At 63.9% G+C, this 26,261-nt stretch carries 25 protein-coding genes; 13 read left to right on the plus strand and 12 right to left on the minus strand.

Annotation, left to right across the window (positions count from 1 at the left end; all coding sequences use genetic code 11):
• The first annotated feature begins 54 nt into the window (after positions 1-54).
• On the plus strand, positions 55-282 hold the full coding sequence (locus PVT67_RS03600) for a hypothetical protein (RefSeq protein ID WP_301497912.1): 228 nt from the start codon (positions 55-57) through the stop codon (positions 280-282).
• A 24-nt stretch (positions 283-306) separates the two neighbouring features.
• Here the strand turns inward: PVT67_RS03600 and PVT67_RS03605 are convergent, their stop codons facing one another.
• Positions 307-1,047 (minus strand): outer membrane protein OmpK, encoded by a 741-nt coding sequence (locus PVT67_RS03605; protein ID WP_301497914.1) that lies wholly within the window; start codon positions 1,045-1,047, stop codon positions 307-309.
• Between the two features lie 148 nt (positions 1,048-1,195).
• Here PVT67_RS03605 and dinB point away from each other — a divergent pair, with 148 nt between their 5' ends.
• Complete coding sequence (gene dinB, locus PVT67_RS03610) at positions 1,196-2,248, plus strand: DNA polymerase IV (RefSeq protein ID WP_301499636.1); 1,053 nt, start codon at positions 1,196-1,198, stop codon at positions 2,246-2,248.
• Positions 2,249-2,340: 92 nt separating this feature from the next.
• Entirely contained in the window at positions 2,341-3,882 is a 1,542-nt protein-coding gene (locus tag PVT67_RS03615) for a M17 family metallopeptidase (RefSeq protein WP_301497916.1), read from the plus strand.
• A 54-nt stretch (positions 3,883-3,936) separates the two neighbouring features.
• Here the strand turns inward: PVT67_RS03615 and PVT67_RS03620 are convergent, their stop codons facing one another.
• A complete protein-coding gene (locus tag PVT67_RS03620; protein WP_301497918.1) occupies positions 3,937-4,572 on the minus strand; it encodes an RT0821/Lpp0805 family surface protein in 636 nt (211 codons plus the stop codon).
• 303 nt (positions 4,573-4,875) lie between these two features.
• Between PVT67_RS03620 and pstS the strand changes: the two genes are divergently transcribed.
• The 6 genes from pstS to gpt all read left to right on the plus strand — a co-directional run bounded on the left by pstS (position 4,876) and on the right by gpt (position 10,473).
• The gene (gene pstS, locus PVT67_RS03625) at positions 4,876-5,925 is read left to right on the plus strand and encodes a phosphate ABC transporter substrate-binding protein PstS (RefSeq protein WP_301497920.1); all 1,050 of its coding nucleotides are present in this window, start codon (positions 4,876-4,878) and stop codon (positions 5,923-5,925) included.
• An 84-nt stretch (positions 5,926-6,009) separates the two neighbouring features.
• The gene (gene pstC / locus PVT67_RS03630; RefSeq protein WP_301497923.1) at positions 6,010-6,933 is read left to right on the plus strand and encodes a phosphate ABC transporter permease subunit PstC; all 924 of its coding nucleotides are present in this window, start codon (positions 6,010-6,012) and stop codon (positions 6,931-6,933) included.
• Entirely contained in the window at positions 6,930-7,772 is an 843-nt protein-coding gene (gene pstA / locus PVT67_RS03635) for a phosphate ABC transporter permease PstA (RefSeq protein ID WP_336407800.1), read from the plus strand. Before pstC ends, pstA begins: the two co-directional genes overlap by 4 nt.
• Before the next feature lie 14 nt (positions 7,773-7,786).
• Positions 7,787-8,575, plus strand: coding sequence for a phosphate ABC transporter ATP-binding protein PstB (gene pstB, locus PVT67_RS03640; protein WP_336407833.1), 789 nt, complete (start codon positions 7,787-7,789; stop codon positions 8,573-8,575).
• Positions 8,576-8,705: 130 nt separating this feature from the next.
• Entirely contained in the window at positions 8,706-9,998 is a 1,293-nt protein-coding gene (locus PVT67_RS03645; RefSeq protein WP_301497928.1) for an NCS2 family permease, read from the plus strand.
• A gap of 4 nt (positions 9,999-10,002) precedes the next feature.
• Positions 10,003-10,473 carry a xanthine phosphoribosyltransferase gene (gene gpt / locus PVT67_RS03650; RefSeq protein WP_301497930.1) on the plus strand — a complete coding sequence of 157 codons (471 nt, stop codon included), beginning with the start codon at positions 10,003-10,005 and terminating at the stop codon, positions 10,471-10,473.
• Positions 10,474-10,518: 45 nt separating this feature from the next.
• Here gpt and PVT67_RS03655 read toward each other — a convergent pair whose 3' ends face one another.
• From PVT67_RS03655 to trhP, 7 genes are all read right to left on the minus strand, one after another.
• A complete protein-coding gene (locus PVT67_RS03655; protein ID WP_301497932.1) occupies positions 10,519-11,172 on the minus strand; it encodes an HAD family hydrolase in 654 nt (217 codons plus the stop codon).
• Between the two features lie 81 nt (positions 11,173-11,253).
• A complete protein-coding gene (locus PVT67_RS03660) occupies positions 11,254-12,795 on the minus strand; it encodes a methyl-accepting chemotaxis protein (RefSeq protein ID WP_301497934.1) in 1,542 nt (513 codons plus the stop codon).
• Positions 12,796-12,935: 140 nt separating this feature from the next.
• Entirely contained in the window at positions 12,936-13,490 is a 555-nt protein-coding gene (locus tag PVT67_RS03665) for a lipid-binding SYLF domain-containing protein (RefSeq protein WP_301497936.1), read from the minus strand.
• A 76-nt stretch (positions 13,491-13,566) separates the two neighbouring features.
• Entirely contained in the window at positions 13,567-14,511 is a 945-nt protein-coding gene (locus PVT67_RS03670) for a hypothetical protein (protein ID WP_301497938.1), read from the minus strand.
• A 71-nt stretch (positions 14,512-14,582) separates the two neighbouring features.
• Positions 14,583-15,962 carry a YjiH family protein gene (locus PVT67_RS03675; protein ID WP_301497940.1) on the minus strand — a complete coding sequence of 460 codons (1,380 nt, stop codon included), beginning with the start codon at positions 15,960-15,962 and terminating at the stop codon, positions 14,583-14,585.
• A gap of 86 nt (positions 15,963-16,048) precedes the next feature.
• Complete coding sequence (locus PVT67_RS03680; RefSeq protein WP_301497942.1) at positions 16,049-16,249, minus strand: YfhL family 4Fe-4S dicluster ferredoxin; 201 nt, start codon at positions 16,247-16,249, stop codon at positions 16,049-16,051.
• 1 nt (position 16,250) lies between these two features.
• Positions 16,251-17,525: a prephenate-dependent tRNA uridine(34) hydroxylase TrhP gene (trhP, locus tag PVT67_RS03685; protein ID WP_301497944.1), complete on the minus strand. Its 1,275-nt coding sequence runs from the start codon at positions 17,523-17,525 to the stop codon at positions 16,251-16,253.
• 118 nt (positions 17,526-17,643) lie between these two features.
• On the opposite strand from trhP, the gene PVT67_RS03690 reads away from it, so the two are divergent.
• Complete coding sequence (locus PVT67_RS03690) at positions 17,644-18,498, plus strand: HDOD domain-containing protein (RefSeq protein WP_301497946.1); 855 nt, start codon at positions 17,644-17,646, stop codon at positions 18,496-18,498.
• A gap of 51 nt (positions 18,499-18,549) precedes the next feature.
• Here the strand turns inward: PVT67_RS03690 and rdgC are convergent, their stop codons facing one another.
• Complete coding sequence (rdgC, locus tag PVT67_RS03695; protein ID WP_301497948.1) at positions 18,550-19,461, minus strand: recombination-associated protein RdgC; 912 nt, start codon at positions 19,459-19,461, stop codon at positions 18,550-18,552.
• Between the two features lie 184 nt (positions 19,462-19,645).
• Between rdgC and PVT67_RS03700 the strand changes: the two genes are divergently transcribed.
• Positions 19,646-21,112: an alanine/glycine:cation symporter family protein gene (locus PVT67_RS03700; RefSeq protein ID WP_301497950.1), complete on the plus strand. Its 1,467-nt coding sequence runs from the start codon at positions 19,646-19,648 to the stop codon at positions 21,110-21,112.
• 85 nt (positions 21,113-21,197) lie between these two features.
• Positions 21,198-21,974, plus strand: coding sequence for a peroxide stress protein YaaA (gene yaaA / locus PVT67_RS03705; protein ID WP_301497952.1), 777 nt, complete (start codon positions 21,198-21,200; stop codon positions 21,972-21,974).
• Positions 21,975-22,005: 31 nt separating this feature from the next.
• On the opposite strand, the gene PVT67_RS03710 is transcribed toward yaaA, so the two are convergent.
• A complete protein-coding gene (locus PVT67_RS03710) occupies positions 22,006-23,592 on the minus strand; it encodes an endonuclease (RefSeq protein WP_301497954.1) in 1,587 nt (528 codons plus the stop codon).
• A gap of 207 nt (positions 23,593-23,799) precedes the next feature.
• Between PVT67_RS03710 and PVT67_RS03715 the strand changes: the two genes are divergently transcribed.
• Positions 23,800-25,734, plus strand: coding sequence for a bifunctional 2',3'-cyclic-nucleotide 2'-phosphodiesterase/3'-nucleotidase (locus PVT67_RS03715; RefSeq protein ID WP_301497956.1), 1,935 nt, complete (start codon positions 23,800-23,802; stop codon positions 25,732-25,734).
• Between the two features lie 5 nt (positions 25,735-25,739).
• Here the strand turns inward: PVT67_RS03715 and PVT67_RS03720 are convergent, their stop codons facing one another.
• Complete coding sequence (locus tag PVT67_RS03720) at positions 25,740-26,111, minus strand: DUF6491 family protein (protein ID WP_301497958.1); 372 nt, start codon at positions 26,109-26,111, stop codon at positions 25,740-25,742.
• Positions 26,112-26,261: the final 150 nt, after the last annotated feature.

Consider the following 26,261-nt stretch of genomic DNA (forward strand, 5'->3'; position numbering starts at 1 on the left):
GCATTGAGCAAAGCCCCGCACTTGGGTAGCCTTGTGGCCGGCCAAGGAGGGCTTATGTTTTGGATAGCACTGCGTTTTTTGTTGCTGGGCTGCTGGCTTTTGCCGCTGCACCAGGGATGCCGGCGGCGAGAGCAGGGGGACAGACCCTGGCTGTTTGTGATGGCGCTTTTGGCCCTGACCGGGCTCTGGCTGGAGTTGGCGCCCCAGGGGAGCTGGTGGCTGCTGCTGAGCTGGCTGCTGTTGCCCTGGCTGAGCCTGGGGCTGGTGCGGCTGTGCCGATAAAAAAGGGCCCTGGTGGGCCCTTTTTCAGAAGTGGTATTTGACCAGCAGGCTGGCGGTGTTCTGGTTGGTACGGAAGGCCGGGCTGTCCTTGATACCGAAGCGGTTCTTCCAGTAATCGTACTCGAGACCGACGAACAGCTTGTCCTTGTGCAGGCCAAGGGCCGGGCCCAGGTCGTACTTGAGCTGGGGGTTGAAGTGCAGGTTGGCGTGGTAGACGCCGTCGCTGTTCACGACCCAGTCCATGAAGCCGTCGAAGACGACCTGGCTGTCGCCCACCGGGAAGCGCATCTTCCATACCGGAGTCACCTGCACGGTGTGGCCGTCACGGCCGTTGCGGGGCATGCGCTGGTAGAAGTTCAGTTGGAAGAAATCGAAACCGGGCAGCTTGAGATCGAAGCCGGGGCCGGCCAGCAGGGTTTCCACGTTGCCTTCGCCGAACTCGTAGGTGGTGGCCAGCAGTACGTCGGTGACGGGGCCGAAGGCGAGGTCCTTGCCCAGCAGCTTGCCGGCGCTGAAGCGGGGGCTGAATTCACCGTAATAGGTGTTGCTGTCGCCGCTGGTGCCGTTGAAATGGGTGAAGTCGGTAAAGAAGAAGAGATCGCCGAAGTTCCAGCCGGAGGCGTGCTCGACGGTCAGGGTCTGCTGGGTGCCGGGGGTGACCTTATAGTTTTGCCCGTAGAGGTAGCTCAGGCTGTTGTCCTGCCATTGCAGGGGGCCGGCCATTGCCGGGGCGGCCACCAGGCCGGCCAGAAGCAGTTTGCGCATGGATCTCTCCTCAGTGAAAACGGCGCTAAGTCTATTGATGGCGCCTGAAAAGGCAATCGATTTCCAGAACCTTTCCATACAAGTCTTCCCCGGATCACATCAGCGGCGCTAGAATGGCTCTTGTACTGGTTATCCATACAGGTTTGTGGTGCGCAAGATCATTCATGTGGACATGGACTGCTTCTTCGCTGCCGTGGAGATGCGGGACAACCCGGCCCTCAAGACTGTGCCCCTGGCCATAGGGGGGGCGGCGGAGCGCCGTGGTGTCATCGCCACCTGTAACTACGAGGCCCGCAAGTACGGGGTGCGCTCGGCCATGAGTACCCACAAGGCGCAGCAGCTCTGCCCGCAGCTGGTGCTGTTGCCGGGGCGCATGGCCCTCTACAAGACGGTCAGCCAGCAGATCCGCGCCATCTTTGCCCGCTATACCGACCTTATCGAGCCTTTGTCCCTGGACGAAGCCTACCTGGACGTCACCGACAGCCCCCATTGCCGCGGCTCGGCCTCGCTGATCGCCGAGGCCATCCGCGCCGACATCCGCCGCGAGCTGGATCTGACCGCCTCGGCCGGGGTGGCTCCCAACAAGTTCCTGGCCAAGATAGCGTCCGAAGAGAACAAGCCGGACGGCCTCTTCGTGATCCGTCCCGAACAGGTGGCGGACTTCGTGCGGGAATTGCCCCTTCGCAAGATCCCAGGCGTCGGCCCCGCCACAGAGGCGCAGCTGGCCAGCCTCGGCCTCAAGAGCTGCGCCGACATCCAGGCCTGTGACCGTGACTGGTTCCTCAAGCAGACCGGCAAGTTCGGCGCCGCCCTCTATGAGCGGGCCTTCGGCCGGGACGAGCGGCCCCTGGTGCTGAGCCGGGAGCGCAAGTCGGTGGGGGTGGAGACCACAGTGCCCAAGGATCTCTTGAGCCTGGCCGAGGTGAGGGCCCTTGCCGCCGAGCTGAGGCCCGAGCTGGAGCGGCGCCTGGGGGACAGGCCCATCGCCAAGCTGGGGGTCAAACTCAAGTTCGCCGACTTTACCCAGACCACCATGGAGCACATCAGCCCGGCCCTGGAGCAGGGCCTCTTCGAGGTGCTGCTGGAAGGGGCTTACCAGCGCGGCCAGGGCCGCGGCGTGCGGCTGGTTGGGCTCTTCGTGGGGCTGGCGCCGCCGCGCCAGGCCTGCCAACTGGCCCTGCCGTTCGAGGACGGCGACTGAGGCTGAGCGGACCAGTGGTGGCTGCCAGCCGACTTGGTGGCAAGGCGCCCCTGGCCTAGAATGACCCCATCCTACCTAAACAGGACAATGACATGGCCTTTGCCAAACCCCAACGTGAAACCGACTTCCAAGCCGCCCTCGAGAGCGGCCAGTATGACGCCCTTATCCTTATCCATGGCCCTGGCGCCGAGCTGCCGGGCAGCCTGGCCGAGGCCCTGGCTGACTACGGCCGCCTGGATGCGCGCCTGGCCTCCGGCTGCCTGCTGATCCCGACCCAGGCCGCCCCCGGTGGCCGCCTGGTGGCCGCCGCCACCGGTTCTCTGAAGCGCGACTTTGACGACGTGCGCCGTTTCTACGACGCCGGCAAGAAAGCCGCCGCCCTGGCCCGCGACGCAGGTGCCACTAAGCCGCTGCTGCTGGTAGCTGGCATCCCTGCCGAGGCGCGCTACGAGCAGGCCGAACTGGTGGCCCTGTTGGGCTTCTACCAGGGCCTCTGGCAGCCTCTGGAAGCCCGCGAAGCCCTGGGCGAAGAAGCCGTGGAGCCGGTGGCCCTGGTGGGCGTGCTGTCCGAGAGCTTGGACATCGACGCCGCCGCCGCCATAGAGGCGGGCCGCCGCGCCGGCCGCGACCTCTGCGGCACCGAGCCGGAGCGCATGGCACCCCTCAAGTTCGCCGAATACTGTGAGCAGCTGTTCGCCGGCACCGACGTCAAGGTCTCGGTGCTGCGTGACACCGACCGCCTCAAGCGCGACTACCCGCTGCTGATGGCCGTGGCCCGCGCCTCCCTGGTGGTGGAGCGTCACGTGCCCTGCGTCATTCGCCTCGAATACGAAGGGGAGGGGGAGATCGAGAAGACCCTGCTGTTCGCCGGCAAGGGCCTGACCTACGACACCGGCGGTGCCGACCTCAAGGTGGGCGGCCACATGGCCGGCATGAGCCGTGACAAGGGCGGCGCCGCCGCCGTGGCCGGCTTCATGAAGACACTGGCGCTGCTCAAGCCCAAGGGCATCAAGGCCATCGCCGAGATAGGCGCAGTGCGCAACTCCATCGGCTCCGACAGCTTCGTGCCGGACGAGATCATCCCCAGCCACGCCGGGGTGCGGGTCCGCATCGGCAACACCGACGCCGAAGGCCGCCTGGTGCTGGCCGACCTGCTCTCCCACCTGCGTGAGGACGCCGTGGACGCCGTGGAGCCGGAGATCTTCTCCATCGCCACCCTCACCGGCCACGCCGCCCGCGCCGTCGGCCCCTACACCGCCGTCGTGGAAAACGGCCCGGCCCGCGAGCTGCGTACCGGCGCCACCTTCAGCATGCTTGGCGACCGCTACGGCGATCCCTTCGAGATCTCCCGGGTACGCCGCGAGGACTACGACTTCATAGCCCCGCGCACCAAGGCTGACGACGTGCTGAGCTGCAACAACGCGCCTTCCTCCGTGACTCCCCGTGGTCACCAGTTCCCCATGGCCTTCCTGGACGTGGCGGCGGGCCTCGACAAGCACGGCCTGGACAGCGCCAAGCCCATCCCCTACAGCCATCTGGATATCGCAGGCTCCGGCGTGGAAGGGGGCGACTGGCAACACGGCAGCCCTTCGGCGGCCCCTGTGATCACCCTGGCCGCCAGCTACCTGCTCTGAGCCAAGTGATAAAAAAGAAGCCCGCCTTTTTGGCGGGCTTTTTCTTTTGGGCAGTCAATTGCCGGTGGAGACGATCTCCCAGGAGCCGTCGGCATTGCGGCAGGCGGTGCCGTAGGCCTGTTGGCTACGCCCCCCCACCTGCACCTGCTGCTGGAATTCACGGCAGTAGCGGCCACTGGTGCTGGTGCCCTCGCGAATGGGGGTCACAGATCCCGAGGCGTTGCCCTGGCTCCACTGGATGGACTCGTTGATGGGGGCCGTGGTGGCGCGGATCTGCGCTTCTTCGTGGGCGCGGACCTGGGCCTCGTTGAGGCTGTCCAGTATCGCCAAGGTGATGGCGGTGAAGGCCAGCCATTTCCAGGCGTCGCCGTCGCTGTGGTAGTGGCCGTAGCCCAGGTACCAGGGCCCGTAGGGGCGCACTATGGTGATGTGATGGTAACGGCGGTAGCGGTCGGGGTGGGCCGGCCAGTCGTGGCGGTCGCGGTCCTGGTGGCCGTCCCTGTCGTCGTGGCGGTAGATGGGCCTGGGATAGGCCCTGTTGTCCTTGTGTTCCTTCTTCTCCTTGTGTTCCTTGTGGACCTCTTTTGACCTTTCGTTGGCCGGGCCAGGGCCGGCCAGGGCCCCTTGGCTGGCCAGCGCCAGGCCCAGCAGGGCGACGGCGGCCAGGCGGGGGTAGGGGACGCTGTTCATCGGTGTTCTCCTTGAGATGCTGTCACAAAAGTATAGGTAGGACGCAGCAAGCGAAAAAAAGCGCCTTGCAGGGCAAATTTTTTTTGCCCGCATTCCGACTGGCAGGAAATGCTAATAAAGCCTATACAAACAGGGGCTTGAAAGGGGACTGTGGCAGGGGGCTGCGCTAGGCGGCGGGATTTTTTCGCGGTGGATTTTGCCCTGTAACATTGGCGTCATCTTGCGGTGCTAAAAAATGCCTCGACCTGATGAACAAGGGCTTGGCGCCGCCTCGCCCTCCTGACAAAAACTTAGGAATTCAGTATGAAGCAATTGCTTAAAGGTGTTGTGCTGAGCTGTGCGGTTGTCGGTTCTGGCGCTGCTATGGCAGACACTGTAATCAACGGTGCCGGTGCTACTTTCCCTTACCCCGTTTACGCCAAATGGGCTGAGCAATACAACAAGGAAACCGGCGTCAAACTGAACTACCAAGCTATCGGTTCCGGCGGTGGTATCAAGCAGATCGTTGCCAACACCGTTGATTTCGGCGCCTCCGACGCCCCCCTGGACAAGGCCCAACTGGACAAGGAAGGCCTGGTACAGTTCCCGGCCGTCATGGGTTCCATCGTACCCGTCGTCAACCTGCAAGGCATCAAAGCCGGTGAGATGAAGCTGTCCGGTTCCGTGCTGGCTGACATCTACATGGGCAAAGTGAAGTTCTGGGACGCCGCTGAAATCGCCAAGCTGAACGCTGGCCTGAAGCTGCCCCACACCCCCATCTACGCCGTTCACCGCTCTGACGGTTCCGGCACCACCTACAACTTCTCCGACTACCTGACCCGCGTCAGCGCCGACTGGAGTAAGACCGTAGGTACCGGTAAAGAAGTGGCCTGGCCGAAAGAAGCTCACCAGCTGGGCGGCAAAGGCAACGCCGGTGTAGCCAACTTCGTCAAGCGCACCAAGGGTGCCATCGGTTACGTTGAGTTCGCTTACGCCAAGACCAACAACCTGACCTACACCCAGATGCAGAACAAGGCCGGCGCCTTCGTCATGCCGACCATGGAAGCCTTCATGGCTGCCGCTGCCAACGCCGACTGGGCCCACGCTCCTGGCTTCAAGCTGATTCTGAACGACCAGCCTGGTGCCGCTTCCTGGCCCATGACTGCCGCTACCTTCATCCTGATGCACAAAGAGCAGGCTAACCCCGCCACCGCTAAAGAAGTTCTGAAGTTCTTCAAGTGGGGCTACGAGAAGGGTGACAACCTGGCTTCCGAGCTGGAATATGTACCCATGCCCGACAACGTCGTCAAAATGGTTGAAGACATGTGGCGCGGTGACATCAAGTCCGACAAAGGCCAGGCCGTTTATCAATAAGCGCCAAGCCGAAAAATCCAGCCCCTGCAGTGCGCAGGGGCTTAGTCGTTTGTGGAACTTGCAGTTTTGACTATGAAAGCACTAATGCTCAGGGCCCTACCAAGGGACGGGGACAACTTCTTCCGCCGCGCCAGCTTTGCCAGCGCAGGCCTCATCTCCGTGTTGATGTTCGCCTTGATGGCGTCACTGGTGGTAGGTGCCTGGCCGGCCCTGCATAAGTTCGGCCCAGGATTCTTCTTCAGCGACGATTGGAACCCCGTCACCGAACAGTTCGGCGCCGCCAATGCCCTTTACGGCACCCTGGTGTCCTCCTTCATCGCTGTCTTGCTGGCCCTGCCGGTCGGCCTGGCGGTGTCCATCTTCCTGTCCGAACTCTGCCCCCAGTGGCTGTCCCGGCCTCTGTCCATCGCCATAGAGCTGCTGGCCGCCGTGCCCAGCATCATCTACGGCATGTGGGGCCTGTTCGTGTTCGCCCCCTGGTTCGGCGAGAGCTTCCAGGTCTGGGCCAGCGACCACCTGGCGGACCTGCCGGTGGTGGGCACCCTGTTCCAGGGGCCGCCCATGGGCGTGGGCCTGCTGACCTCCGGCATCATACTGGCATTCATGATCCTGCCGATCCTCACTTCCCTCATCAAGGAAGCCCTGAGCACTGTGCCCAACGTGCTGCGCGAGGCCACTTACGGCATCGGTGCCACCCAGTTCGAAGTCATCGCCAAGGTGCTGTTGCCTGCCGTCAAGGGCCCCATCTTCGGCGCCCTGATCCTGGCCCTGGGCCGGGCCCTGGGTGAAACCATGGCCATCACCTTCGTGATCGGCGGTGCCCAGACCATAGAGACGTCACTTTTCATGCCGGCCACCTCGATTTCGGCTACCATTGCCGAGCAGTTCAACGAGGCCACGGGCCAACTGCATATCTCTTCCCTGATCGGCCTCGGCCTGGTGCTGTTCATGATCACCTTCGTGGTGATGGGTACGGCCCGCGTGCTGTTGCGGAGGAACCGTAAATGATCGCGACCCGCAAGCTGAAGAACGGCATTTTCAAGGGGCTCTGCCTGGCCGCCACCCTGTTGGGGGTGGGCATACTGGTAGTGATCCTTTTCACCCTCTTCCAGAAGGGCCTGGCCGGCCTCAACTGGGCCCTGTTCACCGAAGTCACCCCAGGCCCTGATGCCCAAGGCGGTGGCCTGGCCAATGCCATAGTGGGCAGCGTCATGATGACCTTGCTGGGTATCCTGATCGCCACCCCCATCGGCGTACTGGCCGGTACCTGGCTGGCGGAATACGGCCAGCAATCCAAGACGGCCGATACCATCCGCTTCCTCAACGGCATGCTGATGAGCGCCCCTTCCATCCTGATCGGCCTCTTCGTCTACCAGATGGTGGTGGTGACCATGGGTCACTTCTCCGGCTGGGCCGGCAGCATCGCCCTGGCCATCATCGCCCTGCCGGTGATCATCAGCACCACCGAAGAGATGCTCAAACTGGTGCCCACCAGCCTGCGTGAGGCCGGTGCCGGCCTCGGCACGCCGCGCTGGAAGGTCACCGTCAAGCTGAGCTACCGCGCTGTGGGTACCGGTATCATTACTGGTATACTGCTGTCGGTGGCCCGTATCAGCGGCGAGACGGCGCCTTTGCTGTTCACGGCGCTGAACTCCAGCTTCATGACCACCAATCCCAACGAGCCCATGGCCAACCTGCCGGTAACCATTTACCAGTTCGCCATGAGCCCCTATGAGTCCTGGAACCAGTTGGCCTGGTCCGGCGCTCTGCTGATCACCATGTCTATTTTGATTCTTAATGTTTTGTCACGGGTTCTGCCCCGTCTGAAAAAGCGGAGGTCCGCATGAACCAGGTCGCCCATATGAAAGCCTACAAGACAGATCCCACTCCCCTGGTCCACCGCATGGATGTCAAAGGGCTGAACTTCTTCTACGGCAAGGACAAGCAGGCCCTGACCAACATCAACATGCCCATCTACCAGAACAGGGTAACGGCGATGATAGGGCCTTCCGGCTGTGGCAAGTCCACCCTGCTGCGCTGCCTGAACCGCATCTATGAGCTCTACCCCGGCCAGCGCGCCGAGGGCGAGATCCTGCTGGACGGCGAGTGCGTGCTGACCAACAAGATGGACCTCAATGACCTGCGGGCCAAGGTGGGCATGGTGTTCCAGAAGCCGACCCCTTTCCCCATGACCATCTATGACAACATCGCCTTCGGCATCAAGCTCTACGAGAAGCTGAACAAGAAGGAGATGGACAAGCGGGTACAGGAAGCCCTGGAGCAGGCCCAGCTGTGGAACGAGGTCAAGGACAAGCTGCACAGCGACGCTTCCGGCCTGTCCGGTGGCCAGCAGCAGCGCCTTTGCATCGCCCGTACCATAGCCCTCAAGCCCGAAGTGATCCTGATGGATGAGCCGACCTCGGCCCTGGATCCCATCGCTACCCAGGGTATCGAAGAGCTGATCATGGAACTGCGCAAGCAGTACACCATCGTCATCGTCACCCACAACATGCAGCAGGCGTCGCGGATCTCCGACTACACCGCCTTCATGTACCTGGGCGAACTGGTGGAGTTCGAAGAGACCTACAAGGTCTTCAACCAGCCCCAGAACCAGCGTACCAAGGACTACGTCCAGGGTACTTTCGGTTAAAAAGGTAAAGGCCGCGTAAGCGGCCTTTTTCATATCTGGATTAGGGCCCCAAAGTCGGGTATCCCGCCTTGCAAAACGTTTTCCCTGCCGGGATAATCGCGCGCCATTCCCCCTTGTCGAGTGGCTTCCCATGCTGGAAAAACTGTTCAAGCTCCAGGAGCTGGGCACCAATGTGCGCCAGGAAGTGGTGGCAGGTCTCACCACCTTCCTGACCATGGCCTACATCATCTTCGTCAACCCTTCCGTCCTGGCCCAGGCCGGCATGGACCACGGCGCCGTCTTCGTGGCTACCTGCATGGCCGCCGCCTTCGGCTGCCTGGTGATGGGCCTCTGGGCCAACTACCCCATAGCCCTGGCCCCCGGCATGGGCCTCAACGCCTTCTTCACCTACACGGTGGTGCTGGGCGACGGCTACAGCTGGCAGGCGGCCCTCGGCGCCGTTTTCTTCAGCGGCTGCATCTTCGTCTGCCTGTCCCTGTTCAAGATCCGGGAATGGATCATCAACGCCATCCCCGGTGCCCTCAAGATCGGCATCGCCGCCGGTATCGGCCTCTTCCTGGCCCTGATCGGCCTCAAGAACGCCGGCCTGGTGGTGGGCAGCACCGCCACCCTGGTGACCCTGGGTAAGGTGACCAGCCTGCCGGTGCTGCTGGCCATCCTCGGCTTCTTCCTGATCGTCGCCCTGGAGGCCCGCAAGGTGAAGGGCGGGGTGCTGATCGCCATCTTGCTGATCACCGCCCTGGGCCTGGTGACAGGCCAAAGTCAGTATCACGGTATCGTCTCTGCGCCGCCTTCGCTGTTGCCGACCCTGGCCCAGATGGACCTCGAAGGGGCGCTGAGCATCGGCATGCTGTCCGTCATCTTCGCCTTCCTGTTCGTGGATCTCTTCGACACCTCCGGCACCCTGCTGGCGGTGGCCCAGGAAGCGGATCTGCTGGATAGGAAGGGCAACCTGCCGCGCCTGAGCCGTGCCCTGCTGGCCGACAGCACCGCCACCATCGTCGGCGCTACCCTCGGCACCAGCACCACCACCTCCTACGTGGAAAGCACCGCCGGTGTCGCCGCCGGTGGCCGCAGCGGCCTGACCGCTGTGGTGGTGGGCATCCTCTTCCTGGCGGCGCTCTTCTTCGCGCCCCTGGCCGGCATGGTGCCGGCCTTCGCCACCGCCGGCGCCCTGGTCTACGTAGCTGTGCTGATGATGGGCAGCCTCAAGCACCTGGACTGGAAAGACATCACCGAAACTGTGCCTGCCGTCGTGGTGCTGGTGATGATGCCCCTGACTTTTTCCATCGCTTCTGGTATTGCTTTTGGCTTTATCAGTTACGCCCTGGTCAAGGCCCTGGCCGGCCGTTTCCGGGAAGTGAGCCCCGCCGTCTGGGTGCTGGCGACGCTCTTCGTTGTGAAATTTGCTTTTGCGGGATGATGCTATGACTAAGAAATACCTGGTGACCTGGGAAGCCTTCCACTCCGCCGCCCGTGAACTGGCGGCCCGGCAACTGCCGGCCGAACAGTGGAAGGGCATCATCGCCGTGACCCGGGGCGGCATGGCCCCGGCCCTGGTGCTGGCCCGTGAGCTCGGCATCCACCATATCGACACCATCTGCATCTCGTCCTACGACCACGACCAGCAGCGGTCCCTGCGGGTGCTCAAGGACGCCGACAAGGGCGTCGGCGACGGTGAAGGTTACCTGGTGGTGGACGATCTGGTGGACAGCGGCGACACCGCCAGGGCGCTGCGTGAGCTGTTCCCCAAGGCCAAGCTGGTGACCGTCTTCGCCAAACCCCAGGGCAAACCCCTGGTGGACGAGTACGTCATCGACATCGCCCAGGACACCTGGATAGAGCAGCCCTGGGACATGGCTCCCGCCTTCCAGCCGCCCCTGTCCGGGCGCGACTGATAAAAAACCGGCCCAAGGGCCGGTTTTTTCATGCCTGGGCTTTGCCTACCAATGATGGACGGGCCAGCCGTTGACCTCGGCCACGGCGGCCAGGCGGGCGTCCGGGGTCACCACCTGGGGGCTGTCGGCCAGGCTGAGCAGGGCCAGATCGTTGATGGAGTCGGAATAGGCGGTGAGGAAGGCCGGCTTGCCACCGAGCAGCTGGCCGAGGCGCCAGGCCTTGCCCGGCCCTATGCTGGGTACGCCCATGCCCTGGCCCGTGTAGCGGCCGTCCATCACCGCCAGCTCTGTGGCGATCAGCTCTTCCACTCCCAGCAGGGCGCAGATGCCGGCCACTATGGGGGCTATGGTGGCCGAGGCCACCAGCACCCGCTCCCCGGCCGCCCGGTGCGCCTCCAGGGCCGCCATGGCCTGGGGCCTGACCTTGGGCAGCACCTCTTCCCTGGCGAAGGCCTCGACCCAGGCCGCCACCTCGGCCACCGACTTGCCGGCCAGGGGGCTGATGATGAACTCGAGATACTGGGCCACCGGCAGGGCGCCGGCCACGTAGAGGCGGTGCCAATGGGCGAGCTGACCCTCCAGGTCAGCCACCTGCCAGAGGCCCTGGCGGTGGGCCCAGAGGCCGAAACCATTGGCGCTGTCGGTGTCGATAAGGGTGTGGTCCAGGTCGAAGACGGCGACCCTGTTGGCTTGGTTCACGCAACGGCTCCGTGAAGGTAAGGGGCCCCATCTTAACTTGGCAGGGGCAAAAGAAAAGGCGGGCCAGGCCCGCCTTTTCCGTCAGCCGAAGGTCTTGGCCAGGCCTTCGATGCGGGCCGTGTTCTGGCTGAGTTGCAGGCCGCTCTGCTCCAACTCGTCCATGGCGCTGGAGGTGCTTTCCGCCAGTTCCTTGAGGCGCAGTATGTTGTCGTTGACCTCTGTGGCCACGGCGCCCTGTTCCTCGGCGGCGGTGGCGATCTGGGCGGCCAGGTCGTTGATGTCGGCCACCCGCTTGAAGATGTCGTCCAGGGTCAGGGTCACCTCCTGGGTGCCATCCACGCAGCTCTGGGCGTGCTCGCGGTTGCGGTCCATCAGGTCACGCCAGGAGTCGAGCATGCGGCGCATGCCGGTGAGGCTGGTGCGGATGTCGCCGGCGGACTGCTGGGTGCGGGAGGACAGGGCCCGCACTTCGTCGGCCACCACCGCGAAGCCGCGGCCGTGCTCGCCGGCCCTGGCCGCCTCTATGGCGGCGTTGAGGGCCAGCAGGTTGGTCTGGTCGGCGATGCCTTCGATCTCGCCCATGATGGCGGTGACCTTCTCGGTCTCCTTCTGCAACGCCAGGGCGGCGCGGGCGGATTCTTCCACGTCGCTCTGCAGCTTGTTGATGCGGCCGGAGGAGTCCTTGAGGGCGCTGCGGGCCGTGTGGCACTGCTGGTGGGTGTCGCGCACCTCGTCAGAGGTGTTCTGGCTGGAGCGGGCTATCTCCTGGATGGTGGTGGTGAGCTGGTTGATGGCCACCGCCATCTTGTTGGCCTCATCCTCCTGGGCCTGCACCTCGCCGCGGGTATGAGTGACGTGGCGCACCAGGTCGTCTGAGACCTGGGTCAGGGCATGGGTGGCGTCCTTGGTGCGGCCCAGCACGGCGCCGTTGCGGGACCAGTTCATCATGGCGTCGAAGCGCATGCCGCTGCCGAAGCCGTTGCCGACGTAGATGGCCTGGGACAGCTTGAGGTCATGGTAGGCGCTGGCCTGTTCGTCCAGTTTCCACAGGGGGCGCAGCCAGGCGAAGATGCCGAGGGAGGCGACCAGGCCGCCCAGGCCTGTAGCGATGGCGGCCGTCCAACCGAAGGCCAGCAGGGCAATGAGGCTCAGGGCCGCTACCGGCAGGCCGCCGTAGAGGTAGCCGCGCAGATCCACCAGGCGCTTGACGGTTTCACCCTTGTTGATGCGGGCATAGGCCTTCTCGGCCTTCTCCACCAAGTGGCGGCTGGGCTTGCGGCGCACCGACTGGTAGCCGACGCAATGCTTGCCTTCCATGATGGGGGTGACATAGGCGTCCACCCAGTAGAAACGGCCATCCTTGCAGCGGTTCTTGACCAGGCCGCGCCAGGGGCGACCCGCCTTGAGTTTGGTCCAAAGATCCTGGAAGGCCGCTTCCGGCATGTCGGGATGGCGCACCAGGTTGTGGGGCTGGCCCAGCAATTCTTCTTCGCTGAAGCCGGCAACCTTGATGAAGACGTCGTTGGCATAGGTGATGATGCCGCGGAGGTCTGTCGTCGATACCAGTTCTTCGTGATCGGAGAAAAGGACTTCACTGTCGACAACAGGCAAATTTCTACGCATGGGGCAAGGTCCCTGTCCATTGGTGCTTTGTTATCGGCCAAAGGTCCGCACCCTTTAGCCTTAGGGTTCATAAGGATAAGGGAAATGCCCTGGCCTTTGAAAGACGGCGCGCCAGGGCGCCGCCCGGACGGGGCCACCGCTTATTGGTTGAGTTCGTCCCAGCGCCAGTACTTGGCGGCCCCTATGGTGGCTTGGAGGGCGACGCCGGAATCGGTGAGCTGGTAGCTGGTGACGTCGAGATCCACCGACTGGTTGGCGGCCGCCTCGCCGCCGCTGTTGTTGGCCTTGGCGGTGGCCTCGGCCTGGGCGCTGGCGTCCCAGCCGTGGTCGCGGAACCACTCGAAGTCCTTCTGTTTCTTGAAGATCAGCACTTGCCGGTAGTCCTTGATGCCGAGACCCAGGCCGATACCGCCTGCCGCCATGCGCATGTAGGTGTGGTGGCCGGCCCTGTCGGTGAGGACCCCGTAACCGCCGGAGGTGGAGAGCAGGATCAGGTTCTGGTTGGCCAGGTCGAAGACGCCGTAGCCGTAGGCGGCGGCCACCTTGGCGCGGGCGGCCGGATGGGCCTGGTAGAGCCGGGTCAGGGTCTGGTCGCGCATGGCCAGCACCGAGTGGCGTTTCTCGGCCGGGGTGTTGCCGGTGCTGGTGCAGGCGGCCAGCAACAGGCACAGCAGGAAGGGCTTGAGGGCTTGCATGGCATGCCTCCTTGGGGAGTCCGCCCTTCACTATAGATGGAGGCCAAGAAAAAAGGCGCCTCGCGGCGCCTTCTGCTCAGTTGAAGCCCTGGCCGTTCAAGGTCACGCCCAGGTAGGCCAGCAGGGCCTTGGGATCCCGGACCCGGTTTTGGAAGGCCGGGGTCATCATGTCGCCAAAGGACAGCTTCTCGGTAGGGGCCGCCTTGACCAGCAGCTGGTGGCCGCCATGGATGAAGTCCGCCAGGGCCTGGCGGTGGGCGTCGCTCAGCAGCGGGTTGCCGTTCACCGCCTGCAGCAGCTGGGCCTGTTGCTTGGCCTTGTCCATGCCGGTGAGCTTGGCCTTGAGGCCGTAGAGGCTGTCCAGCAGGCCCTGGTCCTTGAAGCGCAGGGTCAGGCCCTGGATCTGCAGCTGCTGGAACTTGGGCATCACTTCCTGCATCAAGGCCTGCTCGGTGGCGGCGTCCATGGTTTTGGGATGTTCGCGGTTTTCCTTGCTGTACTGCTGGACCCACTCCAGGAAGGGGGTGGCGCCGGCGGTGTCGAAACTCATCTGGAACTCGCCGAACTCCGGGGCCTGGATCAGGCTGTCGGCGACCAGGGTGCCTTTGGCCTTGTCGAAATGGCTTTCGGAGTGGGCGTCGACCTTGAGCCTGGCCAGCTTGTCTTGGAGCTCGGCAGGGGCCGCGTCCAGCATGGCCTGGCCCAGGGTCAGGCCTTTCAATTCCATGGTGCTGTCGGCGGGCAGCTTGTCGAAGTCGAAGTTGTCGCTGCTGACGCTCTGGATATGGACCAGTTCACCCTGTTCATGGCTGGTGACGGTCAGCCCCTTGAGCTGCCAGCTGTGGGTCAGCAGGTTGACGGAGGCGCCCTGGTACTGGAAGTCCATGCCCTGGGCCTGGAGGTCGGGGCGGCTCTTGTCCAGCTGCGCCTCGAGCTTGGCGGTGGCGTAGTGGTTGGCGCCATAAAGGCCACCGGCGGCGAGGACGGCGACCACGGCGGTGCCGACGAGGATTTTCTTCATGCTGAAGTCCTTTTCCTGAGAATAAAAAAGCGCCCCATGATAGGGGCGCCTCGACGTAAATGCCAGCGCCGTCAGAACACCAGGTGGGCGACGCCGGCGATGACCGGCAGGGTGACCAGGGTGCGAAGGATGAAGATCGCCAGCAGCTCGATGAAGTTGACCGGGATGCGGCTGCCCAGCAGCAGGGCGCCCACCTCGGACAGGTAGATGAGCTGGGTCACCGACATGGCCGCCACCACGAAGCGGGTCATGTCGTTGTCCACGCCCGTTATCAGCACCGAGGGGATGAACATGTCGGCAAAGCCCACCATCACCGTCTTGGAGGCTTCCACCGCTTCCGGTATGCCCAGCAGCTTGAGGTAGGGCACGAAGGGCTTGCCCAGGTATTCGAAGACGGGGCTGTACTCGGCGATCAGCAGCGCCACTGTGCCCACGGCCATCACCACCGGCAAGACCCCCAGCAGCATGTCTACGGCGTTCTTGATGCCGTCGGTCAGCGGTTTCTTGAGGCTGTCGATGTTGTCGGCCCGGTGCAAAGCCCTTTCCAGGCCGAAGCTGAAGACGCCGTGGTGGCCGGGGATACTCTCTTCCTCGCCGGTGCGGGGGGTGCCGCAGATGAAGTGGTCCTGCTTGCCGCGCAGGGGGGGCAGCCGGGGAATGATGATGGCCGCTACCACGCCCGCCAGGCAGATGGCGCCGTAGAAGGGCAGGAAGTAGCTCTCCAGCTTGACCTGGGCCAGCACCACCAGGGAGAAGGTGATGGAGACGGCGGAGAAGGTGGTGCCTATGATGGCCGCTTCCTTCTGGGTGTAGAAGCCGCCTTCGTACTGCTTGCCGGTGAGTAATATGCCGACTGAGCCGTCACCCAGCCAGGAGGCGAAGCAGTCCACGGCGCTGCGCCCCGGCAGCTGGAACACCGGCCTCATGATCTTGGTCATCAGGGTGCCGACGAACTCCAGCAGGCCAAAATCCAGCAGCAGCGGCAGCAGCAGGCCGGCGAAGATGAACACCGAGAAGAGGGTGGGCAGCAGGTCGCCGAACACCAGGCCGCCGGTGCTGTCGCTGAGCAGGGCCGCAGGACCGGTGCCGGTAAAGATGAGCACCGCGAAGACGGCGCCCAAGAGCCGGATCAGCACCCAGGGCCAACTGGGGCAGAAGAGGCCCCTGAGGAAAGGCGAGGCCATGACTTTGGCCGGTTTCGCCAGGGAAAAGACCAGGGTCAGCACGGCCGACAGGCTGATCACCGTCGTCAGCAGTTGCGGCATGATGGCGGCCAGCAGGGCCTTGAAGCTCTTGGCCACCACGGCGATGGCGATGGTGATGTCCCCCTGGTAACGGAGCGGCGTCATGAAGAGGCTGATGCCGATCAGGGAAGGGACGAGGAACATCAAATAGTTGCGAAGCCGCGAGCGCTGGGGCGCCTGGGCTGCGGCTGTGATGGCGTTTTCCATGGGGCTTTACCTGCGGGTCCCGAAAAGAAAGGGCGCAAGTGAAGCACGGCCCAGGCGGCCTGGCAATAGCAGCCTTGGGGCCTGGATCACGGATCTGCCGCTGCTTCCTCGATGCAGTCCAAAGGGCAGACCCTGATGCACTGTGGCTCGGCATAATAGCCCTCGCAGCGGGTGCAGAGGGCCGGGTCTATCTCGAAGATGCTCTCGCCCAATGTGATGGCGCCGTTGGGGCATTCGGGCTCGCACATCTCGCAGTTGATGCACTCCATTGTGATGCGCAGCGCCATCTCAGGCCTCCAGCCGCACCAGCAGGCCCATCTGGCCGTCGGCTCCTTCGGGCCTTGGGATCTGCACCTGGTGGCCGTCCCCCGGTGCCACGGCCATGGGCTCGCCCTTGTGGTTCTGCAGAGTCTCCAGAATGAAGCCGTGGTTGCCCTTGGGGGTCACCAGCAGCAGCTGGTCGCCGAGGGCGAAGCGGTTCTTGACGGCTATTTGCAGCCAACCGCCTTCGTCGCTTGTCACTTCCCCGACGAACTGGTGGGGGGAGCTGGGGGCGCCGCTCTGGTAGTTCTGCATGGCGGCGTCGCCGTGGCGGTTCAAGAAGCCTTCCGTATAGCCGCGGTTGGCCAGGTGCTCAAGATCTTGTAGGTACTGGTCGTCGAAGGGCAGGCCGGCGACGGCGTCGTCGATGGCGCGGCGGTAGATCTGGGCGGTGCGGGCCACATAATAGTGGCTCTTGGTGCGGCCCTCTATCTTCAGGGAATGGACGCCCATGGCGGTGAGGGCCGCCACGTGCTGCACGGCCCGCAGATCCTTGGAGTTGAAGATGTAGCTGCCGTGCTCGTCCTCTTCGGCGGCCATCAGCTCGCCGGGGCGGCTCTTTTCTTCCAGCAGCATCAGCCGGGGCTCGGCCAGCTGCACCGCCTGGCCGCAGCCGTCCTCGCTGGCCGGGGCGGCCTGGTACTGCCAGCGGCAGGCGTTGGTGCAGGCCCCCTGGTTGGGGTCGCGCCTGTTGATGTAGCCCGACAGCAGGCAGCGCCCGGAAAAGGCCATGCACAGGGCGCCGTGGACGAAGACCTCCAGCTCCACATCGGGGCAGCGCTCGCGGATGACGGCTATCTCGTTCAGGGACAGCTCCCGCGACAGTATCACCCGCTCTATGCCTTGCCTGGCCCAGAAGCGGACGCTGGCATGGTTGATGGCGTTGGCCTGCACCGAGAGGTGGATTGGCATCTCGGGGAAGGCTTCGCGCACCAGCATGATGAGGCCGGGGTCGGACATGATGAGGGCGTCCGGGCCCATCTCGATGAGGGGTGCCATGTCCTTGAGGAAGCTGTCGACCTTGGCGTTGTGGGGCTGGATGTTGGCCACCAGGTAGAACTTCTTGCCAAGTTCATGGGCGCGGTCGATGCCGGCCTTTAGGTTGTGGGCGTTGAAGCTGTTGTTGCGCACCCGCAGCGAATAGCGGGGCAGGCCGGCATAGACGGCGTCGGCGCCATAGGCGAAGGCGTATTCCAGGTGTTTGAGGCTGCCGGCGGGGCAGAGCAGTTCCGGGGCTGTCATGGCAAAAAAAGGGCAGGAAAATTAAAGAGGGCGGATGCTAGCGCCGCCCAAGGGAAGTGCATTTGATCTGCCTTAAGGTATAGTGAGATGGCATCCAAAAACCCACTGGCATGGACCCATGGCCAACGAAAATGACTTGCTTGCATCCTTGATCGACAAGATCAAGAAGAATGCCCTGATACTCCCCACACTGCCGGAAGTGGCCCTGCAGGTACGCACTGCCACCGAGAAAAACGAGATCTCCATGGAAGAGCTGGCGGACATCATCCGCCAGGATCCGGCCCTGGCCGCCCGCGTGATCAAGGTCGCCAACAGCGCCCATTACCGCCGCGCCATGCCGGTGGATTCCATCCAAGGCGCCCTGGCGCGCATCGGCATGCAGCAGATCCGTTCCCTGGTGACGGCGGCGGCCATGCAGCAGCTCTTCATCTGCACCCACCCCATCATCGAGGATGTGATGATGGGCGAGTGGGAGGAGAGCGTCTGCGTCTCCTCAGCTGCCTGCCTGCTGCTCAAGGACTACCTGGCCCGCGGCGGCGCCAACCCCAGGAACCTGACGGTGGACGGCGCCCAGCTGTCCGGCCTTATCCATAACATAGGGGTGCTGCCGATACTGGCGGAAGCCGAGGAGATGCCGGACGCCATCACCAGCCCCTACCTGCTCAAGAAGGTGCTCAACCGCCTGGCCCAGCCCCTGGGGCTCAACATACTGCGCAACTGGGGCTTCGGCGAAGACCAGCTCAAGGTGGTGAAATACTGGAAGGACGGGGCCTACGACGCCAGCGAACCCGACTATGCCAGCTTCGTGCGCCTCGGCGCCCTGGCCTGTGGCCTCTTGCAGCGCCATGGCCTGGATACCGAAGCCCTGACCAAGGACGCCGTGGCCAAGGGGTTGCTGCGCAGCGAGACCTACTTCGACGAGCCGGCCTTCACCGAGCCCTTCAACGAGTTGAAGGAAGCCTTCGACCTCTAAATAAAAAACGCGGCCCAGGCCGCGTTTCTTGTCACTGGAGCAAGGCCCGCCTTACGCCAATTGGTCGGCTTCGCCGCCCAGGGCATTGATCAATTCCGGGATGAATTCCTCGAAGGTGCGGGTCATCAGCAGGAAGTCGGCGTCGAGGCGGGCAGCCTTGTCAGCGCCGTCGATGTCGTCGTTCTCTTCCCGCAGCAGGTCGGCGAACTTCACCCTCTTGATGGCCAGGTTCTCGTCCAGCACGAAGGACAGCTTGTCCGGGTAGGACAGGGCCAGCTTGGACACCAGCCGCTGGTTGTCGAGGATGGTGCTGATCTCCTCGTCATTGAGGGCCTGCTTCTTGGTGCGGATCACCCCGCCTTCTTCCAGCAGGGACTTGAACTCGGCCTCGTCTTCCACCTCGAAGGGGGCCGGGGCCTGGGTCTTGAGCCAGTCGGTGAGGCTGGCGGCCACAGGCGTGGCGGCGGCGAGCGGGGTGACCGGCAGGGAGCCGATGGACTTGCGCAGCAGTCCCAGCACTTCCTCGGCGCGGGCGGCGGCGGAGCTGTCCACCACCACCAGGCCCAGCTTCTCGCTGATATAGGCATAGGTGAAGCGGGAGCGCACGAAGGCCCGCGGCAGCAGGCTGGTCATGATCTCTTCCTTCATGGCCTGCTTTTCCTTGCGGCCCACGGGGCGGCCCTGGGCCTGCTCTATCTCGGCCACCTTCTCGTCCAGGGCTTCCTTGACCACGCCGCCGGGCAGCAGTTTTTCTTCCTGGCGCACGCAGATCAGCCAGCTGCCGTCCCCAAAGTGGGCCAGCTCGCCGTTCTCGCGGCGGTTGACCGGGTTCACGAAGCCGTAGCGGGCGATGTCCTGGCTACCGCAGGGGCTGAAGCGGTTGGCGGCGAGCTGGTCGGGAAAGCCGCCGTCCAGGGCCAGGGGCTTGGTGAGACGGTACAACAGCAGATTCTTAAACCACATGGCTTGTCCTTGGCTGGGGGCGAAGGGCCTGAGTATAGGGAAGGGGACTGCCGGGTAAAAGCGTTTCTAAATGCCATGCAGGTCACATTTTTGCGGTTTGGCTGCCCGGCGGCCGGTGCTAGACTGCCGCCCTTTGCGCCGTCCCTGGCGGCGCGCGGCTTCTTTGACAACAAGCATGACAGCCATGGACAAGAATCACGATCTGCTGACGTCGGCGTTTTCCTACCTCAGCAGCGCCATCGACTGGCTCAACGGCCTGCTCTGGGGCTCTGTACTGATCTACCTGCTGATCGGTGTCGGCCTCTACTTCACCCTGCGCCTCAAGTTCATCCAGCTGCGCCATTTCGGCCACATGTTCTCGGTGCTGCGCCACTCCCGCCACGGCGACAAGAACGGCGTCTCCTCCTTCCAGGCCCTCTGCACCTCCCTGGCGGCCCGGGTCGGCACCGGCAACCTGGCCGGCGTGGCCGTGGCCCTGACCCTGGGCGGCCCCGGCGCCATCTTCTGGATGTGGCTGATCGCCTTCATCGGCATGAGCACCAGCTTTGTGGAAAGCACCCTGGCCCAGCTGTTCAAACAGAAGGACAGCCACGGCGCCTTCCGCGGCGGCCCCGCCTACTACATGGAGCGCGGCCTCAAGGCCCGCTGGATGGGCGTGCTCTTCGCCTTCTGCCTGATCCTGGCCTTCGGCCTGGTGTTCTGCGCCGTCCAGTCCAACTCCATAGCCCAGGCCGCCCACGCCGCCTTCGACATGCCCCGCTGGGCCGTGGGCGTGGCCGTGGTGGCCCTGACCGCCTTGGTGATCTTCGGCGGCCTGCGCACCATCGCCGGCGTCGCCGAGATAGTGGTGCCCTTCATGGCCTTCGGCTACCTGGCCGTGGCCCTGGTGGTGGTGGCCATGAACATCCATGAAGTGCCGGCGGTGTTCAGCCTCATCATCAAGTCCGCCTTCGGCCTCAAGGAAGCGACGGCCGGCGCAGCCGGTTACGGCATGGCCCAGGCCATGATGCAGGGCATGAAGCGCGGCCTCTTTTCCAACGAGGCGGGCATGGGTTCCGCTCCCAACGCTGCCGCCACCGCCAGCCCGACACCACCGCACCCGGCCTCCCAGGGCTATGTACAGATGCTGGGGGTCTTCGTCGACACCCTGGTGATCTGCACCGCCACCGCCGCCATCATCCTCACCTCCGGGGTGGATATCAGCGGCGGCATGGAAGGGGTGACCCTGACCCAGACGGCCCTGAGTTCCCAGGTGGGCAACTGGGGCAACGGCTTCGTGGCCGTGGCGCTGTTCTTCTTCGCCTTCACCTCGATCATGGCCAACTACTACTACGCCGAGATCAACGTCAGCTTCCTGGCCCCCGGCTCCGACAACGCCATCCGCGTCTACCGTTTCCTGGCCCTGGGGATGGTGATGTTCGGCGCCATCGGCGAGCTGCCCATCGTCTGGGCCATGGCGGACGTGGCCATGGCGCTGATGGCCATCGTCAACCTGGTGGCCATACTGCTGCTGTCCGGCATCGCCTTCAAACTGGCCCGGGACTACAACTGCCAGCGCGCCGCCGGCAAGACCCCCTTCTTCGACGTGCGCAAGTTCCCCGAGCTCAAGAGCCGCCTGGCTCCCGGTGTCTGGGAACAGGAAAAGCCCTGAGCGAAGGCGGCAATCGACAAAGGCGGCCCATGATGGGCCGCCTTTTTTGTTATAGTGCCAGCGCTGTTTTCAACGGAGTTGCCCCATGTTGATGCTGGTATCCCCGGCCAAGTCCCTGGATTTCGAGACGCCCCCCACCACCGATCATGCCAGCCAGCCCGAGCTGCTGGACCATTCGCAGGCATTGATCGAGGTCTGCCGTACCCTGACCCCGGCCCAGCTCTCCAGCCTGATGAGCATCTCCGACAAGCTGGCCGGCCTCAACGCCGCCCGCTTCGCCGACTGGCAGCTGCCCTTCACCCCGGCCAACGCCAAGCAGGCCATGCTGGCCTTCACCGGCGACGTCTACACCGGCCTGGACGCAGGTAGCCTCGACGACAAGGGCCAGGCCTATGTGCAGAAACACCTGCGCATCCTCTCCGGCCTCTACGGGCTCTTGAAGCCTCTGGACCTCATCCAGGCCTACCGCCTGGAGATGGGCACCAGCCTCAAAAACCCCCGCGGCAAGGATCTCTATGCCTTCTGGGGCGAGCTGATCACCGCCAAGGTCAACGAGGCTTTGGCCCAGAGCGGCAACATTGAGCTGGTGAACCTGGCCTCCACCGAGTACTTCAAGTCGGTCAAACCCAGGCAGGTGCAGGGCAGGCTTATCACCCCAGTGTTCAAGGACGAGAAGAACGGGAAGTATAAGATCATCAGCTTCTACGCCAAGAAGGCGAGGGGCATGATGGTGCGCTACGCCGCCGACAACAACGTCCAGCAGGCCGAGGCGCTCAAGGCCTTCGACTACGGCGGCTACTGCTACAGCCCGGAGCAGTCCAAGGGCGACACCTGGGTCTTCCTGCGGCACCAGCAGGATTAAAAAAAGCCGGCATCAGCCGGCTTTTTTGTACTCAGGGGCAGCTGGCCCCGAAGATGCTTTGGATCCACTCGGGGTGGTCGATGAAGGGGTTGCGGTTGTGCTGGCGCTCGAAGACGCGGGCGTTGCGGCGGCGCTCCCAATCGGAGACCGGATCCTGGGCGGCCCACTGCACCAGGGTGCAGAGCTTGCCCAGTTCGGCGCCGCTGGTGCCGGTGTGGTCTACCAGGGTCAGATCCGGAACCCCGGAGCCGTCGTTACCCTCATAGCGCACGTCCATGTAGAACAGCATCCGCGCCACGTCGCCCTTGACGTTGTCGGACGGCTCGAAGCTGTCGTCGTCGGTCTTGTTGCTGGGGGATTCGGCGAGCGGCGTGCCGCCCATGTCGAAGTCCTTGTTGGAGCGGGCGCTGTTGATGGTGACGTCGGCCGGGCGCAGGTGGTTGATGTCGGTGTAGGCCCATTGACTGGAATCGGGGAAGCCGTGGCTCTTGGCCCAGACGTGTTCGCGGTTCCAGGCGTCGGGGTCATTGCTTTGGCCGGCGCGCATGCTCTTGGGCTCGGAGCGACCGGAGTAGAGCAGTATGACGTTGTTGGTGTTGTTGGGATCCTCGTCGGTGTATTCCAGCTGGTCCCAGACCTGGGTGTAGGTGAAATGCACCTGGTTCTGTTGCAGCAGGGCATTCAGGGCGACGCGCAGATCGTTGCCGGTCTTGCCGAGCACGGGAGCGTAGTAGTCGTCGGTGCTGCCACCGGTTCCGCCAGTGCTGCCACCAGTGCTGCCGGCATCGAAGCTGGCGGTGAGGCTCACGCCACTGTAGCTGGCATAGGAGTAGAGCTCGACATAGACACGGCCGGTAGCGTTGACCTGGCAGCTCTCGTTGGTGGTGTCGGAGATGGAGCGGCAGTCATAGTCGTTGGTGGTGGGGGCGGAGCCGGCCTTGACGTAAAGGTCGGCATCGCCGCTGCCGCCACTGCTGGTGATGGTCACCGGGGCCTGGGTCACGTCGATATAGAAGCTCAGGCTTTGGCCTGTGCTGGCGGCCAGGTTTGTCTTGGCCACGCCGTTGTCCAGGGCCTGGCCTGACTGCTGGCCGCTACCGCCGCAGTCGCTGGCCAGGGGGCCTGTGCCGGGGCTGCCGGCGTTGCTGGCCACTTGCCAGTCACTCTGGGTGCTGGCGGCCGTGAACTGGCTGCGGTAGAGGGCGACGTTGGTCGCGTTGAGGGTCCAGCCGGAGAGGCCGCCTTCCCAGGCCACCTGATCCACTACGGCGCTGCCTTGCAGCAGCTGCACATAGTCGCCGGAGTTGCCGAGCGCCAGGGTCATGCCGCTGATGTCCGGCTGCTGGCCGAAGAGGGCGGCGAAGCCGGCACTGTCACGGGCTACGGTCAGGTAGGCGCCGGGGGCCAGGGTGCCGCCCAGGGCGAAGGTGGTGTTGTTGTCCCTAAGGGCGTAGGCACTCAGGTCGATATCGCTGCAGCCGCTGTTGAAGAGCTCAACGAATTCCTCGGTATTGTCGTTGTTCGGAGCGTCGTAGAGCACTTCGCTCAGCATCAGTTGTGCCTGGGCCGCGCTTGCCAGCAGCCCCAGGCTCATTCCCAAAAGCCATTTTGTTTTCATTGTCTTAGTTCCTGTTATGTCCTCAGGTGCTTATGCACCGGGGGCACTTGATAACCAGTTGTTAACCTTTCGGCAAGAGCACGGGGACCTTTTTAGGCAATTTTGCGTGAAGGATCTTCAAAAATTCATAAAAGGGGGGCGAACAGGGGGCTTTGGGGCCTTAGGCCGGTGTTAACATTGAGGGGCTTTTGGAACAGGAACCAGCATATGAATAAGACCCTGACAGGGGCACTGGCTCTGTTGTTGGCTTGCTCGGCCCAGGGAGAAACCCTCAAGCTGCGCCTGCTGGAGACAGCCGATCTCCACGCCAACATGATGAATTTCAATTACTTCACGGGTGAGACAGACGACACCCTGGGCTTCGTCAAGACGGCGACCCTCATTCGCCGTGCCAGGGCCGAGGCCAAGAACAGCCTCCTGGTGGAAAATGGCGACCTGCTGCAAGGCACTGCCCTTGGCGATTACGTGGCCAAGGTGGCGGGGCTCAAACCGGGAGAAGTACATCCCGTCTTCAAGGCCCTCAACCTGCTGGACTACCAGGTGGGCAACCTCGGTAACCACGACTTCAATTTCGGCCTGCCTTTCCTCCTGCAAAGCCTCAGGGGGGCCAATTTTCCCTACATTAGCGCCAACCTCTTTGTGGACGACGGCGACGGCAACCCGGCCAACGACAAGCCGCTGCTGCGCCAATACCTGATCAAGGACTACGCCTTTATCGACGAGGCGGGCCAGCCCCAGCACCTCAAGGTGGGCTTCATCGGCTTCGTGCCGCCGCAGATCCTGCAGTGGGACGCCGCCAACCTCAAAGGCAAGGTCGAAGTGCGGGACATGGTGGACGTGGCCAGGGAACTGGTGCCGAAGATGAAGGCACAAGGCGCCGACATCATCATCGCCATTCCCCATGCCGGCCTCAATGCCGCTCCCCGCCAGGGCCTGGACGAGAACGCCGGTTACTACCTCAGCCAGGTGCCGGGTATCGACGCCCTGCTGCTGGGCCACGCCCATGCCGACTTCCCAGGGCCGCGTTATGCCGGGCTGCCCGGTGTGGACATGGTCAAGGGCACCATCAACGGGGTGGCGGCGGTGATGCCGGGCTTCTGGGGCAATCATCTGGGGGTGCTGGACCTGACCCTGGACAAGGGCCCGCAAGGCTGGCGGGTGCTGGACAGCCAGTCTTCCCTGCGGGCCATTTCCCGGCGCGAACAGGGTGAGCTGGTCTGCCTGGTACCGGAAGACAAGGCGGTGGCCCAGGCGGTGGCCAAGGTGCATGCCGCCACCCAGGCCTGGGTGGCACAGCCCTTAAGCCATGTCGACGGCGATATCCAGAGCTACTTCGCGTTGGTCCAGGATTCCCCTGCGGTGCAGCTGGTCAATGACGCCCAGCGTTGGTACCTGGCGCGCCAGCTCAAGGGTGGCAAGCTGGCCGGGTTGCCCATACTGTCGGCGGCGGCCCCTTTCCGGGCCGGCAGCAGCGGGCCCAACGACTACAGCTTCGTGCCCAAGGGGGACATCGCCTACCGCAACGTGGCCGATCTCTACCTCTACCCCAACACGGCGGCGGTGCTGGAGCTGAGCGGCGCCGAGGTCCGGGAATGGTTGGAGCGCTCGGCCGGGCTCTTCAACCAGGTGGACGGTGCCAAGCTGGCCCCCCAGGAGCTGCTCGACCCCCGCTACCCCAGCTTCAACTTCGATGTCATCGACGGTGTCAGCTACCGCATCGACCTCAGCCAGCCCAGCCGCTACGACCTGGACGGCAAGCTGGTGGCGCCCGATGCCCATCGCATCCAGGCCTTGAGCTTCAAGGGCAAGCCAATTGATCCGCGGCAGCACTTCCTGCTGATCACCAACAACTATCGCGCCGGAGGCGGCGGCCACTTCCCGGGGGCGGACAGCCGTCACCTGGTGATGGCCAGTCCCGACGAGAACCGCCAGATCCTCACCGACTTCTTGCAGAGCCACCCCGGTTACCAGCCCGAGGCGGACGGTAACTGGCAGCTCAGCGCCGGCGGCGCCAAGCCGGATCTGAGGTTCTGGTCCTCGGCCGATCCCAAAGCCAGGGCGGCGGCCCAGCGCAGCGGTCACCTGGAGCCCAGGGGCGAGGTCAACGACAAAGGCTACGGCCGCTACCGCTACCGCTTCTAGCCCTGTTACTTGAGGACGCCATCCTTTTTCATCTTGCGGATGTCCAGGGGCTGGATGCGGCTGATGGGGCAGCGCTGGTTGTCGTAGAGGATGGCGTCATGGTCGCGCCTTACCTGGCTCATGCCGGAGGTGAAGCGCAGCACCGGGCTGCTGTCGTTGAAGAAGCAGGCGCCGATCACCGTCACCAGCACGGCGCGGTTGGGGCTTTGCCAGAGCACTACCTGGTCCGGGTTCACCACCTCGAAGTGGCTGAAGCTGGGGCTGAAGATATCCAGGGTGTCGGCCTGGGCATAGTGCTGCCAGTCGATGGTGGCCTTGTCCCCCTGGCTGGCGCAGGCGGCCAGCAGCAGGGTCAGGCCTAGGCTGAGTATTCTCATGGCGTCCTCCCGGGATTTGGAGCCTGCATTGGTGACGTGGCAGGCCCGCCTGCCGTGACAAAAATATTTTCTGGGGGTGCTTCCCGGCCATTATCCGCCAGGTGATAATGGCGCGCCTTTCGCCGTTCCTCGGCGCCAGGCTGGCCGTCC

Source organism: Gallaecimonas kandeliae (assembly GCF_030450055.1).
GTDB lineage: Bacteria > Pseudomonadota > Gammaproteobacteria > Enterobacterales > Gallaecimonadaceae > Gallaecimonas > Gallaecimonas kandeliae.

Bases quoted from the DNA above. Each gene is read 5' to 3' on its own strand.
- PVT67_RS03615 (WP_301497916.1), top strand. From the start codon at position 2,341: ATGGCCTTTGCCAAACCCCAACGTGAAACCGACTTCCAAGCCGCCCTC.
- PVT67_RS03680 (WP_301497942.1), bottom strand. From the start codon at position 16,249: ATGGCGCTGCGCATCACAATGGAGTGCATCAACTGCGAGATGTGCGAG.
- PVT67_RS03710 (WP_301497954.1), bottom strand. From the start codon at position 23,592: ATGAAAACAAAATGGCTTTTGGGAATGAGCCTGGGGCTGCTGGCAAGC.
- pstS (WP_301497920.1), top strand. From the start codon at position 4,876: ATGAAGCAATTGCTTAAAGGTGTTGTGCTGAGCTGTGCGGTTGTCGGT.
- pstC (WP_301497923.1), top strand. From the start codon at position 6,010: ATGCTCAGGGCCCTACCAAGGGACGGGGACAACTTCTTCCGCCGCGCC.
- PVT67_RS03620 (WP_301497918.1), bottom strand. From the start codon at position 4,572: ATGAACAGCGTCCCCTACCCCCGCCTGGCCGCCGTCGCCCTGCTGGGC.
- PVT67_RS03675 (WP_301497940.1), bottom strand. From the start codon at position 15,962: ATGGAAAACGCCATCACAGCCGCAGCCCAGGCGCCCCAGCGCTCGCGG.
- PVT67_RS03700 (WP_301497950.1), top strand. From the start codon at position 19,646: ATGGACAAGAATCACGATCTGCTGACGTCGGCGTTTTCCTACCTCAGC.
- yaaA (WP_301497952.1), top strand. From the start codon at position 21,198: ATGTTGATGCTGGTATCCCCGGCCAAGTCCCTGGATTTCGAGACGCCC.
- PVT67_RS03600 (WP_301497912.1), top strand. From the start codon at position 55: ATGTTTTGGATAGCACTGCGTTTTTTGTTGCTGGGCTGCTGGCTTTTG.
- PVT67_RS03645 (WP_301497928.1), top strand. From the start codon at position 8,706: ATGCTGGAAAAACTGTTCAAGCTCCAGGAGCTGGGCACCAATGTGCGC.
- PVT67_RS03715 (WP_301497956.1), top strand. From the start codon at position 23,800: ATGAATAAGACCCTGACAGGGGCACTGGCTCTGTTGTTGGCTTGCTCG.
- PVT67_RS03660 (WP_301497934.1), bottom strand. From the start codon at position 12,795: ATGCGTAGAAATTTGCCTGTTGTCGACAGTGAAGTCCTTTTCTCCGAT.
- PVT67_RS03720 (WP_301497958.1), bottom strand. From the start codon at position 26,111: ATGAGAATACTCAGCCTAGGCCTGACCCTGCTGCTGGCCGCCTGCGCC.
- gpt (WP_301497930.1), top strand. From the start codon at position 10,003: ATGACTAAGAAATACCTGGTGACCTGGGAAGCCTTCCACTCCGCCGCC.
- PVT67_RS03665 (WP_301497936.1), bottom strand. From the start codon at position 13,490: ATGCAAGCCCTCAAGCCCTTCCTGCTGTGCCTGTTGCTGGCCGCCTGC.
- rdgC (WP_301497948.1), bottom strand. From the start codon at position 19,461: ATGTGGTTTAAGAATCTGCTGTTGTACCGTCTCACCAAGCCCCTGGCC.
- PVT67_RS03670 (WP_301497938.1), bottom strand. From the start codon at position 14,511: ATGAAGAAAATCCTCGTCGGCACCGCCGTGGTCGCCGTCCTCGCCGCC.
- PVT67_RS03605 (WP_301497914.1), bottom strand. From the start codon at position 1,047: ATGCGCAAACTGCTTCTGGCCGGCCTGGTGGCCGCCCCGGCAATGGCC.
- pstA (WP_336407800.1), top strand. From the start codon at position 6,930: ATGATCGCGACCCGCAAGCTGAAGAACGGCATTTTCAAGGGGCTCTGC.
- trhP (WP_301497944.1), bottom strand. From the start codon at position 17,525: ATGACAGCCCCGGAACTGCTCTGCCCCGCCGGCAGCCTCAAACACCTG.
- pstB (WP_336407833.1), top strand. From the start codon at position 7,787: ATGAAAGCCTACAAGACAGATCCCACTCCCCTGGTCCACCGCATGGAT.
- PVT67_RS03690 (WP_301497946.1), top strand. From the start codon at position 17,644: ATGGCCAACGAAAATGACTTGCTTGCATCCTTGATCGACAAGATCAAG.